This window comes from bacterium (genome assembly GCA_016716565.1).
In the GTDB taxonomy this organism is placed as follows: Bacteria; Bacteroidota; Ignavibacteria; order Ignavibacteriales; family Ignavibacteriaceae; genus IGN2.
Genome location: JADJWC010000001.1, coordinates 1,368,626 through 1,385,901, shown reverse-complemented (window position 1 = coordinate 1,385,901; position 17,276 = coordinate 1,368,626). Strand labels below are relative to the sequence as shown.

13 protein-coding genes are annotated in these 17,276 nt (G+C 37.2%); 4 read left to right on the top strand and 9 right to left on the bottom strand.

What is annotated here, in order from left to right; all coding sequences use genetic code 11:
- Nucleotides 1-80: 80 nt before the first annotated feature.
- Nucleotides 81-1,616: a hypothetical protein gene (locus tag IPM14_06095; protein ID MBK9097694.1), complete on the bottom strand. Its 1,536-nt coding sequence runs from the start codon at nucleotides 1,614-1,616 to the stop codon at nucleotides 81-83.
- Entirely contained in the window at nucleotides 1,613-2,209 is a 597-nt protein-coding gene (locus tag IPM14_06090; protein ID MBK9097693.1) for a sigma-70 family RNA polymerase sigma factor, read from the bottom strand. Before IPM14_06090 ends, IPM14_06095 begins: the two co-directional genes overlap by 4 nt.
- A 149-nt stretch (nucleotides 2,210-2,358) precedes the next feature.
- Between IPM14_06090 and IPM14_06085 the strand changes: the two genes are divergently transcribed.
- The 4 genes from IPM14_06085 to IPM14_06070 all read left to right on the top strand — a co-directional run bounded on the left by IPM14_06085 (nucleotide 2,359) and on the right by IPM14_06070 (nucleotide 4,712).
- A complete protein-coding gene (locus IPM14_06085; GenBank protein MBK9097692.1) occupies nucleotides 2,359-2,700 on the top strand; it encodes an STAS domain-containing protein in 342 nt (113 codons plus the stop codon).
- A 94-nt stretch (nucleotides 2,701-2,794) separates the two neighbouring features.
- Complete coding sequence (locus tag IPM14_06080; protein MBK9097691.1) at nucleotides 2,795-4,069, top strand: adenylosuccinate synthase; 1,275 nt, start codon at nucleotides 2,795-2,797, stop codon at nucleotides 4,067-4,069.
- 128 nt (nucleotides 4,070-4,197) lie between these two features.
- Complete coding sequence (locus IPM14_06075; protein ID MBK9097690.1) at nucleotides 4,198-4,422, top strand: addiction module protein; 225 nt, start codon at nucleotides 4,198-4,200, stop codon at nucleotides 4,420-4,422.
- Nucleotides 4,419-4,712: a type II toxin-antitoxin system RelE/ParE family toxin gene (locus tag IPM14_06070; protein ID MBK9097689.1), complete on the top strand. Its 294-nt coding sequence runs from the start codon at nucleotides 4,419-4,421 to the stop codon at nucleotides 4,710-4,712. The genes IPM14_06075 and IPM14_06070 overlap by 4 nt, the downstream gene beginning before the upstream one ends.
- 66 nt (nucleotides 4,713-4,778) lie before the next feature.
- On the opposite strand, the gene IPM14_06065 is transcribed toward IPM14_06070, so the two are convergent.
- The 7 genes from IPM14_06065 to IPM14_06035 all read right to left on the bottom strand — a co-directional run bounded on the left by IPM14_06065 (nucleotide 4,779) and on the right by IPM14_06035 (nucleotide 16,932).
- The gene (locus tag IPM14_06065; GenBank protein ID MBK9097688.1) at nucleotides 4,779-7,019 is read right to left on the bottom strand and encodes a T9SS type A sorting domain-containing protein; all 2,241 of its coding nucleotides are present in this window, start codon (nucleotides 7,017-7,019) and stop codon (nucleotides 4,779-4,781) included.
- A 32-nt stretch (nucleotides 7,020-7,051) separates the two neighbouring features.
- Nucleotides 7,052-8,281, bottom strand: coding sequence for a T9SS type A sorting domain-containing protein (locus IPM14_06060; GenBank protein ID MBK9097687.1), 1,230 nt, complete (start codon nucleotides 8,279-8,281; stop codon nucleotides 7,052-7,054).
- Between the two features lie 277 nt (nucleotides 8,282-8,558).
- The gene (locus tag IPM14_06055) at nucleotides 8,559-10,526 is read right to left on the bottom strand and encodes a T9SS type A sorting domain-containing protein (GenBank protein ID MBK9097686.1); all 1,968 of its coding nucleotides are present in this window, start codon (nucleotides 10,524-10,526) and stop codon (nucleotides 8,559-8,561) included.
- A gap of 215 nt (nucleotides 10,527-10,741) precedes the next feature.
- A complete protein-coding gene (locus IPM14_06050; GenBank protein ID MBK9097685.1) occupies nucleotides 10,742-13,000 on the bottom strand; it encodes a T9SS type A sorting domain-containing protein in 2,259 nt (752 codons plus the stop codon).
- A 289-nt stretch (nucleotides 13,001-13,289) separates the two neighbouring features.
- On the bottom strand, nucleotides 13,290-13,709 hold the full coding sequence (locus IPM14_06045; protein ID MBK9097684.1) for a T9SS type A sorting domain-containing protein: 420 nt from the start codon (nucleotides 13,707-13,709) through the stop codon (nucleotides 13,290-13,292).
- A gap of 907 nt (nucleotides 13,710-14,616) precedes the next feature.
- On the bottom strand, nucleotides 14,617-16,257 hold the full coding sequence (locus IPM14_06040; protein ID MBK9097683.1) for a T9SS type A sorting domain-containing protein: 1,641 nt from the start codon (nucleotides 16,255-16,257) through the stop codon (nucleotides 14,617-14,619).
- 105 nt (nucleotides 16,258-16,362) lie between these two features.
- Nucleotides 16,363-16,932, bottom strand: a complete 570-nt coding sequence (locus IPM14_06035; protein MBK9097682.1) for a T9SS type A sorting domain-containing protein — start codon at nucleotides 16,930-16,932, stop codon at nucleotides 16,363-16,365.
- Nucleotides 16,933-17,276: the final 344 nt, after the last annotated feature.

The window sequence follows — 17,276 nt, the reverse complement described above, 5'->3', positions numbered from 1 at the left end:
TTTTCAGTTATGAACGGGCTTTTTTTAGGATGGCTGAATAAAAAATGGAGATTAGCTTGTCCTCAGATACCAGTCATGATTTACTTTTTAGGACTTTTTGTCACCTCTGAATGAACCCTGATCTTTCTGCTATTTAATTCCTCACTTAATTGCTGGAGTTCTTTCTGCAGCTGTTCCATTTCTTTCTTAAATTCATCATCGGAATAGTATTTGTGAAAATAATCTCTGTTAAGCTGATATTGGATCAACATTGTATCATCGTAAGGTTTTACCGGTTTAAACTTGCTTAGGTTTTCAAGGTCAATGCCCCCATTAGCTTCCGCAATTGAATCAAGATTGAGTGAATTATAATTCACAACATAGCTGTAAACTGAATCATCGTTGAAATATTCTATCTTAATTCCGCTTTTCGATTTTTCTATTTTCGGAATTTTGTATGCATAAAAATGAATGTTGTTTGTAGCTTCCTCAATCATGGGTTCAATAGCTGCAATTTCCGGTATTGGTAATTCTGGTACTTGAAGATCTGGAATATCAACCCTGCAGATGTTTGAATCAACAACCACTTTAAAAGTACGTTCCCTGTTTGATCTTGAAGTATGCGTAATAGTAGAATCAAAATTAAAATTAAGAGTAAATTGCTTTATCTGTTTTTCCTGGGCTTTCAGATGTATCTCAAGCTCTTTCATTTCTTTCTCAAAATTTTCCGCATCAAACTGATAAGAATCAGCAAAGATTGAATCGGGAGTAACAAATATGTATTTGTCACCGGAGACATTTTTAAGCTTTTCAACGGCTTTAACAAGTTCAATTTTTTCAGTACCGGAAATTCCTGCCGGAAGTATTCTATCGAACTTGGTCTTGTTAAGTTTTTCGGAAGCAACAAGCAGATCAGCAAAGATTGCTTTTCTTAAATTCCAGAGGTTTGGATTTATCGCAATAGTATTATTTTCATTAACGAGCACCTGTGCTTCAAGGGCCTTGCTGTAGCTTCCGATGATCGAATCAACGGTCTGTTTCTGTTTTTCATCGAGATTCATTGCAGAAACAAATTCATCATAACTTTGCCGCTTAATTTTTTGATCAGTTGATCTTATTTCAAAAAATTCTTTCCCGGCATCATCGTACCCAAGAAGCAGGTATTGCTGCCGCGTATCGTCCAGAGGCAGTTCATTATTAAAAGCAAAGTTGAATATATCTTCGTTTGATAAATTTGCAGCAAGCAGTACAGGCTGAAGATTCTCTTTGTAAAAACCAGCAATAGCAACTTTTTGATCTTCCCAAATTTTGTCTATCAAACCGGGATTAAATTTCAGCACAACCATCAGGATTATAGTTACAGCAACTAATGCAGCAGCGGGAATCCATTTTTTTATTCCTGATGATTCACCTTTTCGTCCTTCTATTTCTGCCATCAACCTGGTTTCAAAATACGGAGCTTCGGGTATACGGTTAACACGATTACCAAGCTGTTTGATTTTTTTCAGATCATCGAGTTGTTTTTTCATCTCAAGCGAAGTTGATAAAAGCTTTTCAACTTCAGCTTTTTCCTGCAGATTCAGTTCATCATCCAAATAGGCAGATAGTAATTCTAATTTCTGTAAATCTTTTTTCATCCCATCAGCTCCTTCTCAAAAGGCTGCAGTATCTCTTTTAGTTTTTCTCGTCCTCTGAATATTCTTGATTTAACAGTACCCATTTCACAGTTGAGTGATTCAGAAATTTCCTGGTAGCTGAATCCTTCGATATCCTTCATGATCAGAGGCATTCTAAGTTTAATCGGTAATTTGGAAATTGCATCCATAACAATTTTTGAAATATCATTGTTCTCAACCGGTGTGGAATAATCCGATACTTCAATTCCATCTTCAACCGGGAAAAATATTTTCCTTACATTCATCTTCCTTAAATAATCCTTGCACCTGTTAACCGTTATCCGGTAAAGCCAGGTGGTAAACTGTGATTCGAACCTGAAATGCTTGAGATTCCGGTAAACAGTAATAAATACGTCCTGAGCTATATCATCGACTAAAGCGCTGTTGTTCATTGTTATGTAGATAATATTCCTTACTTTTTCTTTGTGTCTTCTAACAAGAATCTGAAATGCAGCGCTATCCCCATCAAGGAAACGCCTGATAATTGAGTAATCATCATCAAATGATGCAATCTGAGGCTGCTGCAAGTCCTTTTCTTCTTCTTTTGAAATCATTTTTTTAGACGCAATATTTACAGTGTTGTTCCAATTTATTAAATAATATTCTCATCAGAAAGCTATACATATAAATTGAAATTTCAGTTCGTGTTTGCAAAAGTATGCTATACTGATTAAATTTCGATGAAAATTTAAAGGAGTAATTCATGAAAATCAAAACCACCGAAAAATATGGAGCAGTAATAGTTGAATTAAAAGGAAATGTGATGGGCGGTGATGATACCAAAGATTTCAACGATCTGCTGCATAAATTAATTGACGAAGGTAAAATAAGAGTGATCATAGACTTGAGCGACGTAAAGTTCATGAATAGCTCTGGCCTTGGTATGTTGATTGGCGGTTTAACAACTATGAAAAAAGCAAATGGTTTTTATAAGCTTGCAAATGTTACAGATAAAATTGAAAGCTTACTTATAATCACTAAACTGATAACGATATTTGAGCATTACGAATCCGTCGATAAAGCAATTGAGTCATTGCCAAAATAATTCAATCAATATTTTTATTTAAAGTGACTCCGGATTGAAAAAGTCCGGAGTTTTTATTTGCATACAAAAAACTAACCTAAAGAAAAACCAATCTATGAGTGTTACAGTTCTTGTCGGGAGCCAGTGGGGCGACGAAGGCAAAGGAAAAATTGTTGACATACTTAGTGAAAAGTATAAAATAGTCGCAAGATATCAGGGCGGTGCAAATGCCGGTCACACCGTTATCATCGGTGATCAAAAATATATTCTTCACCTAATACCTTCCGGCATATTACGGGATGATGTTATCTGCGTAATCGGCAACGGTGTTGTGATAGATCCGACTGCACTATTGGAAGAAATTGAACTCCTCGAAAAAAATGGGATCAAAGTAGAAGGTAGATTATTCATCAGTCATAATGCACACCTGATAATGCCATATCATAAACTGCTGGATAAAATAATAGAAAGCGGTGATACGAAAATCGGAACAACCGGAAGAGGAATTGGTCCTTGTTACATCGATAAGTTTGCACGGAAAGGAATACGAATAGTCGACCTTCTTGACCGAACCGAACTTGAAAAGAAAATACGGTTGAATCTCAAAGAAAAAAATGAACTGCTTAAAAAAGTTTATGAGCATGAAGGTCTGGATGTTGATGCTATTGTAAAAGAATATCTTGAGTTTGACAGAACAATTGACAAATATATTAAAGATGTTCCCTCTTTCCTGAACCAGGCAATTGCTGAAGACAAATCAGTTTTGCTTGAAGGTGCACAAGGTGCGTTACTTGATGTGGACTTCGGAACTTATCCATTTGTAACATCAAGCAGTCCTACTTCCGGAGGAGCTTGTACGGGTACTGGTATTCCTCCAACAAAAGTTGATTCAGTAATTGGTATTGTAAAGGCTTACACCACACGTGTTGGCAATGGTCCCTTCCCAACTGAACTTTTAGATGAAGAAGGTGAAAAGTTACGAACTATTGGAGCTGAGTTCGGCGCAACAACCGGACGACCGAGAAGATGCGGATGGTATGATGCATTCCTTGTTGCATATTCACAAATGGTAAATGGAATTACATCCGTCGCAATTACGAAGCTCGATGTACTCAGTAGCTTTGAAAAAATAAAAGTCTGCGTTGCATATGAACTTAATGGGAAGAAAATAAAATACTTCCCTACTTCTGTCGAACAGTTATCGGCAGTAAAACCTGTTTATGAAATTCTTGATGGTTGGAATGAAGACATAAGTAATTGTCTATCCTACAGTGACCTTCCTGCAAAAACAAAGGAGTATCTCGACTTCATTGCCAGGCATTCAGGATTCAAGATTGAAGTTATTTCGGTGGGACCGAAACGCAAACAGACATTCTACGTGCAAAAATAATTTTAACCATGGCACAAAATGTTGTGTCACGTTTTTACCCTTTCGAGTCACGACAACGAATTCTGATTTAATTAATTGTTAATTAGTGCATGAGCTAATATATTTGCATTAAAACTAGTGAGATAAATATGGACTTAAAATCTTTAGAATCTGAATTACTAAAGCTTACACCAAGAGAGAGAGCAATTGTAACATACAAGCTTTTGAATAGTTTAGAAAATGAAGAATCAGAAGATGTGGAAGATATCTGGTTAGATGAAGCACTCAGCAGGTATGAACAGATTGTTAAGACCGGCAAGTTTACTGTTGATAGTGAACTAATTATTCGGGAAGCTAAGTCAAAGTATAAGTGACCAGGATTATATTTCACGAGTTAGCAGGGAAAGAGTTTCTGGAGGCAAGGGATTACTACGATGATTTTGTTTTTGGGTTGGGCGAAAAATTTGTTATCGAAGTAGAAAGATGTTTAAACATAATCAAAACTAACCCACTCGCATATCCGGTTGCAAAACAAAATGTCCGCAAAGCTGTAATCATAAAGTTCCCTTTTTCTATTTTGTATCGGGTGGACGAAAATGTTATCTCTATTCTTCCCTTGATGCATCAAAAAAGGAAACCATTATATTGGGCTGAGAGAATTTAGAGCGTGAAGTTTCACGCCCCTGCAAATTTTTAAATGCTACTTCATCAAAACCTGTCCGCCGTAGTTTTAACGAAGGAGGATCATTTTCTTCACAGCTGTATAGTCACCTGCCCTCATTTGATAAAAATACACTCCGCTTGGTAGTCCATCTGCATGCCACGTCACTTCATAAGTGCCTGCCGGTTTTTCTTCGTTAACGAGTGTTTCAATTTCGTTACCCAACACATCATAAACTACAAGTGTGACAGGTATGTCACTCTGAGCTTGTCGAAGAGTGACCGGTGGAATTGAGTATTTTATTTTTGTTGAAGGATTGAAGGGATTTGGATAATTCTGTGAAAGTAAAAACTCAGTCGGTATTTCTTCTGTCTGTTCTTCTTCAACAAATGATACACCGCCGTTGGTAGTTCTCAAAATAACATCGAAGCCAAGTGCACTGGGGTCCCATTGTAACCCAACAACCCATCCATTTAATTCATCTGTAAAATATGCTGAACTGATCCAGTAGCACCTGCCATCTTGAGGAGTCCACGTAATACCGCCATTAGTTGTGTGTAATATAACTTCATATTGGTAAGAAGTACCCCCACCACTGTAACCAACTGACCAGCCATTATTTGTGTCTACAAAAAAGATTGAGTTTTGAAAACCAATCGTATCTGTTATTTGTGTAATCCAATCTAACCCACCATTGGTTGTTCGTAAAATTATACCCACATAACTGTAATTTAAATCACCACCGACAACCCAACCATTATTTTCATCTACGAAACAAACTGATCTTAGGCTAAAATCCGTGTTACTGATTTGTTCATTCCAATTTGCACCTCCATTTGTGGAGCAAAGAATTTTACCTTCATCCCCAACTGCCCATAGAGTGCTTTGATTAGCAAAGCAAACTGAATTTAATCCTACCGAATAATCAGTTAATTGAGTTACCCAATCTGCACCGCCACTTGTTGTCTTCAGAATCCTGCCTTTACTTTGGCTATCCTTACCAACAACCCAACCCACTTCTTCATTTAACATTTGTATCGATTTAAATACGCATTGAAAATCTGAATATTGCTCTATCCATTCCACTCCTCCATCTGTAGTAATATAGATTATTCCATCACTATTATTCCAGTTATAGCCGCCAACTACCCAGCCATTATTTGTGTCGGTGAAATTTATTGAATTTAGTTCGGGCAAATCTTGTGCTGAAATTATCCATTTTAAACCTCCATTAGTTGTCCTTATTATTTTACCATTACCCGCAGCCCAGCCAATATCGTTATTAGCAAAATATACTGAATTCAATTCTCCACGATTATTCAATTGATAAGACCAATTTATTCCACTATCTATAGTTTTTAATACTTGACCACAGTCGCCTGCCACCCAACCTAAACTATTATTTTCAAAATGAACAGAAAAGAAATTACGGTTACTTGCCTGCTGAAACTGAATTATCCAATCAGTTCCACCATTCGTTGTTTTTAATATTTGATATTCTCCAACTGCCCAACCGTTATCACGGTCTGTAAAAAAAACTGAGTGTAGCAGTCCATTTGATACAATCTGTTCCTGCCAATCCTCTCCACCATTTGAGGTTTTCAATGTTGACCCGATTAACCATCCCATACCACCAGCAACCCAACCAGTATTAGCATCTATGAAATAAACTCCAGATAACCAATTTGTTGTACCGCTTACTTGTTGATTCCAATTTATCCCTCCGTCAATTGTGGAGAGTATTAATCCTTGAGTCCCAACAATCCAACCATGATTATCATCGACAAAAGAAACAGAATTTAAATGCTTAGTAGTTCCACTATTTTGTTCACTCCAGTTAACACCACCATCTGTAGTCTTGAGAATTATTCCATTAGAACCCACCGCATATCCATTATTTAGGTTTGTAAATAATAAAGATTCAAGGTTATATCCCGAAGCTGAGTATTGCTCGTTCCAATCCTCACCACCATTGGTTGTGTGTAAAATAATTGCAGTAGCAAGTGCTAAAGTGGGATCACCACCAACTGCCCAGCCATTATTTAAATCAAGAAATATTACATCAGTAAAATTGTTTTCCTTACCACTAACCTGAGCAACCCAGTTATTTCCGCCATCAGTAGTCTTAAGAATTTTTGCATTTCCCCCAAAATAATTACCTTGGGATCCAACTATCCAACCGATATTGTCATTAACAAATTCCACATCCATAATTGCATTTGTTACTATCGGGTACTGCTGATACCATTGTGAGAGAATTGGTTGTGATAGTAGAACAAAGAAAAGAAAAAATTGTAATAATTTTTTCATTTTATCCTCCTAGTTATGGATTGATAAAAAATTTATTTCAATAACAACATTTTTTTTGTTTCGATATAATTGTTTGCTTTTAATTGATAGAAATAAACTCCGCTTGGCAGTGTTGATGCATTAAATTCAACTTCGTACTTCCCTGCTGTCTTGAATTCATCAACAAGCGTTGCAATCTCATTTCCCAAAACATCGAATACTTTTAATGTTACATCACTGCTTACTGGTAACTGATAACTGATTACTGTATTTGGATTGAAGGGATTGGGATAATTTTGTTCAAGAATAAATTCTGTTGGTTGAGTTTTCTCATCATCAACAAAAGATACACCGCCGTTTGTAGTGTGAAGAATTGTTCCCGAATAACCAACAACAGTTCCCATATTTGCATCTGTGAAGGAAACACCATGTAAATCATTTGTTGTTCCGCTTGATTGTGATGTCCAGGTAGTGCCTCCATTTATGGTCCTTAGAATTGTTCCGACTTGACCAACAGCAGTTCCGGTATTTGCATCTGTGAAGGAAGCACACCATAAATAATCATTTATTCCACTTGTTTGTGATGTCCAGATAGTGCCTCCATTTGTGGTTCTAAGTATTGTTCCACCATCACCAACAGCAGTTCCGATATTTTCATCTGTGAAGGAAACATCATATAAATTAAATGTTGTTCCGCTGGCTTGTGATGTCCATGTAGTACCTCCATTGATGGTTTTAAGCATTGTCCCACCCTCACCAACAACAGTTCCCTTATTTTCATCAGTAAAGGATACATCATATAAAGTATATATTGTTCCACTTATTTGTGAAGTCCAGTTAGCACCTCCGTCTGTGGTTCTGAGTATTGTTCCCCAACCTCCAACAGCAGTTCCAGTATTTGCATCTGTAAATGTTACACCCCTTAATTCGGCAGTCGTTCCGCTTGTTTGTGATACCCAATTAATGCCTCCATCTGTGGTTCTGAGAATAACACTTTCACCTACAGTCCAATTGCCTCCAACGACAGTTCCGGTATTTGTATCTGTGAAGCAAGCACCATATAAATTATTTGTTGTTCCGCTTGTTAGTGATGTCCAGGTAGTGCCTCCATTCGTGGTTCTAAGAATTGTTCCACCATCACCAACGGAAGTTCCGATATTTGCATCTATGAAAAAAACATCATATAACCAATTTGTTGTTCCACTATTCTGCTGATACCACTGTGCAAAACAAATTTGTGTTGAAAGCAAAAAGAAAAACAAGGTGTGTGTAAAGATTTTCATAGTGTGCCTCCTATAAGAAGTTGAAAAATAGTTATTTTCAAAACTTCTGCTTCGGGAGAGTAGTGGGTCTGCAGTCTTCAGCAGTTTATCACTGGCTGTACTCCTGCCCTCTCGGAGTAGAAAAATATTTCTATATGAAACTTGTTTTAAATTTTTATCAAAGTCAAAAACTATCGATTTGTAATTAGCAAATAAAAAAGGTCGTGTTTAATCACGACCCTTCTAAATTCTCAATTCTAACTTCTAGTTACTTCATTAAAACCTGTCCGCCGTAGTTTTAACGAAGGAGGATCATCTTCTTCGCTTCAACATACGCACCTGCTTGCAGCTGATAAAAATAAACTCCGCTCGGCAGCTTTTCAGCGTTGAATTCTATTGTATGATAGCCGGATTCTTTTTCTTCATTGACCAACGATGCGACTTCTTCACCGATTGAATTGATTACAATAATCTTAACATTACTTTTTTCTTTTAATCCATAACCAATTGTCGTTGTTGGATTGAATGGATTCGGAAAATTCTGCTCGAGAAGGTAAGAACTGAATAATCTTATATCCATTTCGATAATTTCTGAATAATCACTTTGTCCTAAATAATCAATCTGTTTAAGCCTGTAGTAATACTTTCCATCAGCGAGAATTTTATCTTTATATAGGTAATTCTGTTTCTCAGATGTCGTACCTTTACCATTAACAAAACCAATCGTAGCAAAATCACTTCCTTCAAAACTTCTCTGGACTTCAAACAACTGATTATTTAATTCGCTTGCAGTTGACCACGTGAGAATTACTTCATTACCATTTGATACTGCGTTAAATGAAATCAATTCCACAGGGACATAAGTGGTGTCGGTGATGAAACTATAGTAAACATCCTGCCCACCTGTAAAGGTTGCTGCCCACGCTAAATGCGCTCCGTTAACCTCAGAAACCATATCGAAGTAATCACCCATTTTATTTTGGTTTGGCCAGCCGACATGAGGATCGAAATCATCTGAAAGTCTTTCGTTCGGTGACCAGGTTACACCACCGTCAAAAGAGTTCGAATAATATAATGATGAAAGGTAAGTTCCGGGATTGTCACGTGTATCAAGCCAAATAACATCAATTCTTCCGTTTGGAGCTACTGACATTGTGCCAAACCATTGCCATGCTGATGTTCCCGGGTCATCATTAATTTTTATTGGTGAACTCCATGTTAGACCTCCATCTGTGCTTCGGACAAACATAATGTCAAGAGGATCAGGATTAGAATTTCTTTCAACTGAGCAAAGGAGGTAAATGTTGTTATGATAAGGACCTCCGGAAGTATCAATTGCAATTATTGTCTGACCAAGCAAACCACCCGGATTCGGACCGGTGCCAAAGTTGATACTGCCATCAAGACTGACAACTGTTGACATATCCCAGCTTACAACTTGCGCAGGATTTTTTGCATTTGAAGATTTTGCAACCAGAAAATCCCAGCCGATTGATCCACCAACAATAAGATCTCCATTGGAAGCTACTGCAAGTGTTCCCCAGTAAGGATCGCTTGGGATTGTAACACAATCTTCAAAAAAGATTCCGTCAATTGACCTTGTAAATGAACCGGGAGGACAAACACTATAAGAGCTATTCCAATAAGCATAAAAATGTCCGTTTCCCGAACTGTTTGATTTATCAATTTCCATCCATTGTTTATCTCCTCCTTGTGCATAAGCTTTATCACCCCACGCAGATCCTCCGGTAGTTGATTTGAAAACGTCACAAAAATAGTCAGGGTCTACAGCCAGACTGTTATAATAAAAATTTCCTTCAGCATCACTTTCAAGTACCGGATCTGAACGAAAAACACCGGGTTCAATAACACCAGGGAAAGTCCAGGTTTGTCCACCATTTGAGGTATATCCAAAACCTGCCTGACGAAAGTTGTTGCTTATTGTGTTGAATTGTCTCCAGCCGATTGCAATTCTGTTTGGATTATTACGATCAACTGCAATTGAAGGCTCATTCGCAGCATCACCAACTATGTTTTGTCCGTTCGCATCAACATTTACCTGGGTTGTTACAATACTATTCCGGGAATAATTATATGACGGCGATCTTTCCTGGCTTTCTCTTAAATCAGGAATATATTCATCATCCACAAATTCATTATGTAATCGTGGGTCAGGTGGATTTCCGTTTTGCTGCTTGTCTGTTTGAGAAAAAAGAAAATTTGTTGAAAGGATAGTAAATACAATTAGAATAAATATTTTATTCATAATAAATCTCCTGTAATAGATTTAAGAGGTTCGCAAATTTTTATTTTGATACTGATGAAAGTTAAATATATCACAAAGTAATTTGAACACTCAAACAGTGCCAAATTATTTTATGGCGTGCTATTATGATTTATGATTTGTTTTGAACAATCGGTTTGTAATAGGCAAATAATAAGTGGGCGAGACAGCGTCTCGCCCCTACAAATTTTTAAATGCTACTTCAACAATAACATTTTCTTTGTCTCGATAAATGAACCGGCTTTTAATTGGTAGAAATATACACCAGAGGTGTATCCGCCTTTGGTGGAAACGGGGCCCGATAGTGACGCAGCGTTAAATTCAATTTCATAAGTACCCGCTGGTTTTTCTTCATTCACGAGTGTTTCTATTTCGTTGCCAAGAATATCAAATACTGTTAACGTAACATTTGAGGTCTGGGGAATTGAGTATTTTATTTTGGTGCTCGGATTAAATGGATTAGGATAGTTCTGTGAAAGCAAAAACTCTGTTGGAATTTCATCAATTTGTTTTTCTTCAGCAAAAGATACACCGCCGTTGGTCGTTTTCATAATGCAACCATGGTAAAATCCTTCAAAATCCCAAACACCACCAACAACCCAACCGTTATGTGTGTCTATAAAATGCAAATCATTAAAATAATAATATGAATCATTTTGAACAGTCCAAGTTACTCCACCATTTGCAGTGTTTAAAATTTTTATTTGACCATATTCGCCATTGGTAGCCCATCCATTATTACTGTCAGTGAAGTATACACAAGACATACTCTCTATTGTATCAGAAATCTGCGTAATCCAGTTTTCTCCTGCATCAGTAGTATTTAATATTATCCCTTCATAATTGTCATAATCCCAACGATCACCACCCGCAATCCATCCCATAAAATCATTTATGAAAAAAACCGAATTAAGTCCAATATCTGTATTACTGTTTTGTTCGTTCCAGTTTAAACCTCCATTTGTTGTCTTCAGAATTTTTCCTTCGCTTCCTACTACCCAGCCAATATTTTGATTAATAAAATCTACTGAATTAAAACCAACCGAGTAATGCTCTAACTGAATAACCCATTCATTACCCCCATTTGTCGACTTAAGTATTCTTCCCTTATTTTCACTATCGATTCCAACAACCCACCCAACATTATTATCCAACATTTTAATTGAATAGAAACTGCACAAACTATCCGAATATTGTTCTATCCAATCTGTTCCACCATTAGTTGTTTTTAATATAGTTTGTTTACCTACAACCCAACCATTATTCGAATCATTAAAGATGATTGAATATAATTCTGGGATACCTTGGGCTGCAATATTCCAATTTAAGCCCCCATTCGTGGTTTTTAATATTTTTCCACCACCGGCTGACCAGCCAATATCGTTATCCGCAAAGTATACGGAATTTAGTTGACCGACGTTGTCCATTTGATAAATCCAATTTAATCCTCCATCCGTTGTTATTAATATACGACCGTAGTATCCAGCTGCCCACCCAATATAATTATTCTCAAAATGAACGGTATTGAGAGTAGAATAAATATCATTCGGGAAAGCTTGGTTTGTCCAGTATATTCCTCCATTTGTCGTTTTTAACAACTGACCTTCTCCTACCGCCCAACCGAGATTATTATCTTGAAAGAAAACTGAGAACAATGGACCATAAGATGAATTTTGTTCATACCAATCCTTTCCTCCATTAGATGTATGATAAATAAAACCTGCACCAGTCCACCAATAACCGCCAACAGCCCAACCGGTATTAACATCAACAAAATGTACGGAATATAATCCAAAAGTAGAATCTATCAACTGTGCAATCCAGTCCTTACCACCATTTGTAGTTTTCAGTATTATACTGTTAAGATATGTATAATAGTCACCTCCCACTATCCACCCATTATTATCATCTATAAAAAAAGCAGAATTTAATTTTTTAGTTGTTCCGCTGTTTTGTACAATCCAATTTTTACCTCCATTAGTTGTTTTAAGTATTGTTCCGTTAGAACCTACTGCATAACCTTCATAAATATTTGTAAAAAAAACGGATCGCAGATTAAAGCCAATAGTGGAATATTGTTCAAACCACTCTTCTCCTCCGTCTGATGTTCTCAAAATAATTGCAACATCAGACCAGTATTCACCAACAGCCCAACCATTATTTAAATCGAGAAATGTCACGTCGCTTAAGTTGTAATCTGAGTTTATGGATTGAATTTTCCAACTACATCCTCCGTCAGTTGTTTTGAGGATACGGGCATTTACACCTCCACCAACTCCAGGAGACGCAATAGCCCAACCAGTGTTTGCATTCACAAATTCTATATCTTGAATCTCTCCAACCATGGGGTATTGTTGAAACCACTGTCCAAAACAAATTTGCGTAAGCAGTAAAAAGAAAAACAAGGTGTGTTTTAAAATTTTCCCGGTAAAGCGGTATTTCATAAGACTCAACATAGCGTGCCTTCATATGAAGTTGAAAATAGTTAATTTCAAAACTTCTGCTTCGGGAGAGTAGGTTGGTGGGTCATCTTCCCAAGTAAAACAATAAATTAGATGGCGCTAACTATTGCCCTCTCGTAGTAGAAAAATATTTCTGGACGAAACTTGAATTATTTTTTACCAAAGTCAAAAACAATCAATTTGTAATTGGCAAGTAAAAATATTTCAAAACGTATATTAAGGATAAATTTTACATTGCACTTATAGGGGCTCAATATATTGAGCCTCTATTGCTCTGCTCAAATCATTTCAACAAAATCATCTTTTTAGTCTCTACAAAATCTCCTGCCTTCAACTGATAGAAATAAACACTGCTTGGTAGATTCCGGACGTTGCCGGAACGACTGTTGAACTCTATTTCATACTTCCCTGCTGTTTTGTATTCGTCAACGAGTGTTGCTATCTCATCTCCCAAAACATCATAAACTTTTAATGTTACATTACTGCTTACCGGCAACTGATAACTGATTACTGTACTTGGATTGAATGGATTAGGATAATTCTGCTCTAACTTAAACTCTGCTGGTATATTTGATTGTACTTCAACATCTGAAAGTAAAGTGTATTTCAGGATAGTTTTCTCTCCCCCAATGATGTAACCATTGTTTGGAGAAGTAAAAAGAACTCCTGTCAATATCTCATTGGTAAGGTTGTGCTCAAGCATAGTCCAATCATTTCCTCCATCATTGGTATATGCGATCTGTCCTTGAGTCCCGACTGCCCAGCCATTATTTTCATCAGTAAAATAGACTCCCATCATCGCGCCGGTCTGGATAAATTCAGGATCAGTCCGGTACCAGTCTATCCCCACGGTCGTTTTCAGGAACATTTCACCCACACACCAGCCTAACGTATCATTGTAAAAATAAAGCCAGTCTTTTGAAGAAAAAGGATAGCTGGCCTCAACATGCCATTCTCCATCCAGATAAAAAATGATCATCTGATAGTCCAGAATTGCATAACCCCTTCCTGCTGAAGGAAAGTCAATGCAATACACACTGCCAGCCAGCCCAAGATCAACTTGGAACACACCATCAGGAGTGATTCGTGCCATGTGTCCGTCCTTTCCACCTGCGTAACCGACTTGGGTTGGTCGGGGCGGAAATCCCAGGTCGTACAAAGGAGCCAGCAGAAGTCCGTGCAGGGTCCAGGTCTCACCACCATCAGTAGTATTATAAACGAACCCATTTATTGCGCCAAAGTACCCGTTCATTTCATCAACCATATGAATATCTGCACCGGCATAGGGTGCTGAATGTTCTAACCAAGTTTGACCACCATTGGTTGTCTCCAGTACGGCAGAAGGCTCTCCGTCAAACGGGTGGTACGTTGATAACCACCCATGATTATCATCTATGAAAGAAATTCCGCTTATATTGGCAATTATGGTATCTGCGCCTCCATTGATGATTGTCGTATCCCGATAAAACTCGGGCAATTTAGAAGAAATGTTTTGCCAAGCATATTGCTGTGCAAAGCAATTAGGAGTTAAGAACGAAAAATTAATAATTAAAAGGATTAATAGTTTTTTTCCCGCAAAGCGGGATTTCTTTTCTCTCAACATAATAACCTCATCTTAGTAAAATCATTTTTTTTGTTTCAACATAATTAGCGGCTTTTAACTGATAATAATAAATCCCACTTGCCAATTGATGGCTGCCGACTGTGGACTGAAATTCAACTTCATAAACTCCTGCTGGTTTGTATTCATCAACGAGTGTTGCAATCTCATTTCCTAATACGTCAAACACCTTTAAAGTTTGCCAACTGCCCACTGGCGACTGCCAACTTATTTTTGTGCTTGGATTAAACGGGTTTGGATAGTTTTGGAGTAGTTGATATTGTCGATTTGTAAAATCGAAATTAAAGTTATTTTCAATTCCAGTTATGGGTTCAAAGTACAAACAATTTGGTCCGCCATAAACTCCAATATCATTTCTGAGTAGTCCTTTTGATGGCCATTTCGCATATCCAGGATTGATAGGATTTTCTTTATCATTATATATTGCCTCTGGATCACCTGCATCAATGCAAGGAGAACTATCAGATAATAAAAACACAAATTCACCCTGAGAAGTGGAATCAGGATCTTCATCAATATTATTTTCATAGATACCACTATATGTAAAATAAGTTCCACCACCATACCACAGACCAAATGCTTCGGAACCTCCTTCAATATCACAATAGTAAAAATCCGGATCTGAATCTTCAGAGAAAAGATGAACCTGTGACCCATCAACATATCCAACGTTCCACCAAATAATTGTATTTCTGAAAACAGGATTTGAATTAACTTCGCAGTCAATACCGCCTCCCATCGGGGCTGCATTATAAACAATAGTATTATTAATCAACAGCGGATTACAATTATCTTCCAGATCAATACCTCCGCCCTCCAACTCGGCTACATTATCATATACTAAATTATTTATCATCGATGGATTACAATTTGTTTTCATTTGAATCCCGCCGCCGTATTTTGCTGAGTTATCTACAATGATATTATTAATTATTTTGGGATTAGCGCCAATGTTCAAACCTAAACCCCCGCCTGAACTGAGCGATACATTATTATAAATTTTGTTATGTTTTATTTGCGGGTCACAAGAAGAAATAGCAATTCCACCGCCAGCAAAACCGGCACCATTTTGATAAAAGTTATTTTCCTCAACCATTATATCAGAGTTTGAAATTGCAATACCACCACCGGTAAAAGATGCGATACAATGAATGATCAATGAATTTGAGATAACCAAATTATCATAACTTTCTACTGCAATAGCTCCACCATTATTATCAGGCGAACTTCCCACTGCTTTTCCCCATTCTAATCTGCAGAAACTAATTCTGGAAGTATCATCACCAGAGGTGGAATAGCCAAATCTTATACCATGCCAGCCTCCATCAGGTATCGATAAATTTTGAAAACCGGTTGTATCATCAATCGTAAAAATGATAGAATCATTCTCCGTCCCAACTGCCAGTAACTGTCCTTGAACATTAAATTTGTAATGATCCTGGAACTCAACCAAAACACCTGGTTCAATAGTTAAATGTTGCCCTGATAGAATCGAGATTTCGCCTTCGATAAAGTACGGTGAACCTGCGGTTGTCCAGGTCCCGTTTACATTGCCAGCCGGTATATGCGTTTGTGCAAAGGATGAAAGACTTAACAAATAGAGAATAGTGCATGTAAAAAATGTTTTCATTTTTATCCTTTTCTTTTTATGATAGAATTAAAAATCAACAAATGATCAGCGAAGTTTTTGTACAAGATTATTTTCGTTATTCTAATCACACGTAACCTCATCTTTTTAACGCAGTAATATCATTTTTCGCGTCACAACAAATGAACCCACTCTCAACTGATAGAAATAAATTCCGGATGCCAATTGCCGACTGCCGACTGTGGACTGGAACTCAACCTCATATCTTCCTGCTGGCTTGTATTCATCAACAAGAGTTGCAATTTCATTTCCCAATACATCAAACACTTTTAATGTTACACTACCACTTACAGGTAACTGATAACTGATTACTGTGCTTGGATTGAATGGATTGGGATAGTTCTGATCAAGTTCAAATGTTGTTGGAAGATCGGGTTTATTTTCATAAACATCATTTGGAGCTTGTATATATTTTATCGTTGCAACATCACTGTTGGAACTGACTCCTGCACTTGAACCAGTGATGTATACAAAACCTGAATTGTCTATGCAAATAGAACTCGTAGCATCATACCCATTGTAACCGGGTCCATCATATTTAACATTCCACTTTTCATTGCCATCATTATCATATTTAATAGTAAGGTAAGCTATGTTCGAGCTGGAGGTACCGGCAGATCCTGTTACATAAATATTTCCGAATTCATCCAATGTAATAGAATTTGCAGCATCGGGATGATAACTGTATTCAGCATAGGTTTTTACCCAAACCAGATTGCCTACCGAATTATACTTCATAGTCAGGCAGTCCATTCCGTTTCCTGTAACAAAAGTGCTTCCCGCTAAATAAATATTTCCAGCAGAATCAATTTCCATATCGTAAAGAAAATCGTCTCCATTTCCTGCCCCTTTATATCTTCGTGTCCAGATAGTATCCCCATCAATATCGTATTTAACAATTATTATATCATGATTGCCACCCGCTTTATAACTATCTCCGGCTACAATAATGTTACCATCTTCATCAGTAACTACTTTTTTTAAGTGGTCTTGACCGTTAT

Bases quoted from the DNA above. Each gene is read 5' to 3' on its own strand.
- IPM14_06055 (MBK9097686.1), bottom strand. From the start codon at position 10,526: ATGAATAAAATATTTATTCTAATTGTATTTACTATCCTTTCAACAAAT.
- IPM14_06040 (MBK9097683.1), bottom strand. From the start codon at position 16,257: ATGAAAACATTTTTTACATGCACTATTCTCTATTTGTTAAGTCTTTCA.
- IPM14_06085 (MBK9097692.1), top strand. From the start codon at position 2,359: ATGAAAATCAAAACCACCGAAAAATATGGAGCAGTAATAGTTGAATTA.
- IPM14_06075 (MBK9097690.1), top strand. From the start codon at position 4,198: ATGGACTTAAAATCTTTAGAATCTGAATTACTAAAGCTTACACCAAGA.
- IPM14_06090 (MBK9097693.1), bottom strand. From the start codon at position 2,209: ATGATTTCAAAAGAAGAAGAAAAGGACTTGCAGCAGCCTCAGATTGCA.
- IPM14_06060 (MBK9097687.1), bottom strand. From the start codon at position 8,281: ATGAAAATCTTTACACACACCTTGTTTTTCTTTTTGCTTTCAACACAA.
- IPM14_06050 (MBK9097685.1), bottom strand. From the start codon at position 13,000: ATGTTGAGTCTTATGAAATACCGCTTTACCGGGAAAATTTTAAAACAC.
- IPM14_06065 (MBK9097688.1), bottom strand. From the start codon at position 7,019: ATGAAAAAATTATTACAATTTTTTCTTTTCTTTGTTCTACTATCACAA.
- IPM14_06045 (MBK9097684.1), bottom strand. From the start codon at position 13,709: ATGCTTGAGCACAACCTTACCAATGAGATATTGACAGGAGTTCTTTTT.
- IPM14_06080 (MBK9097691.1), top strand. From the start codon at position 2,795: ATGAGTGTTACAGTTCTTGTCGGGAGCCAGTGGGGCGACGAAGGCAAA.
- IPM14_06095 (MBK9097694.1), bottom strand. From the start codon at position 1,616: ATGAAAAAAGATTTACAGAAATTAGAATTACTATCTGCCTATTTGGAT.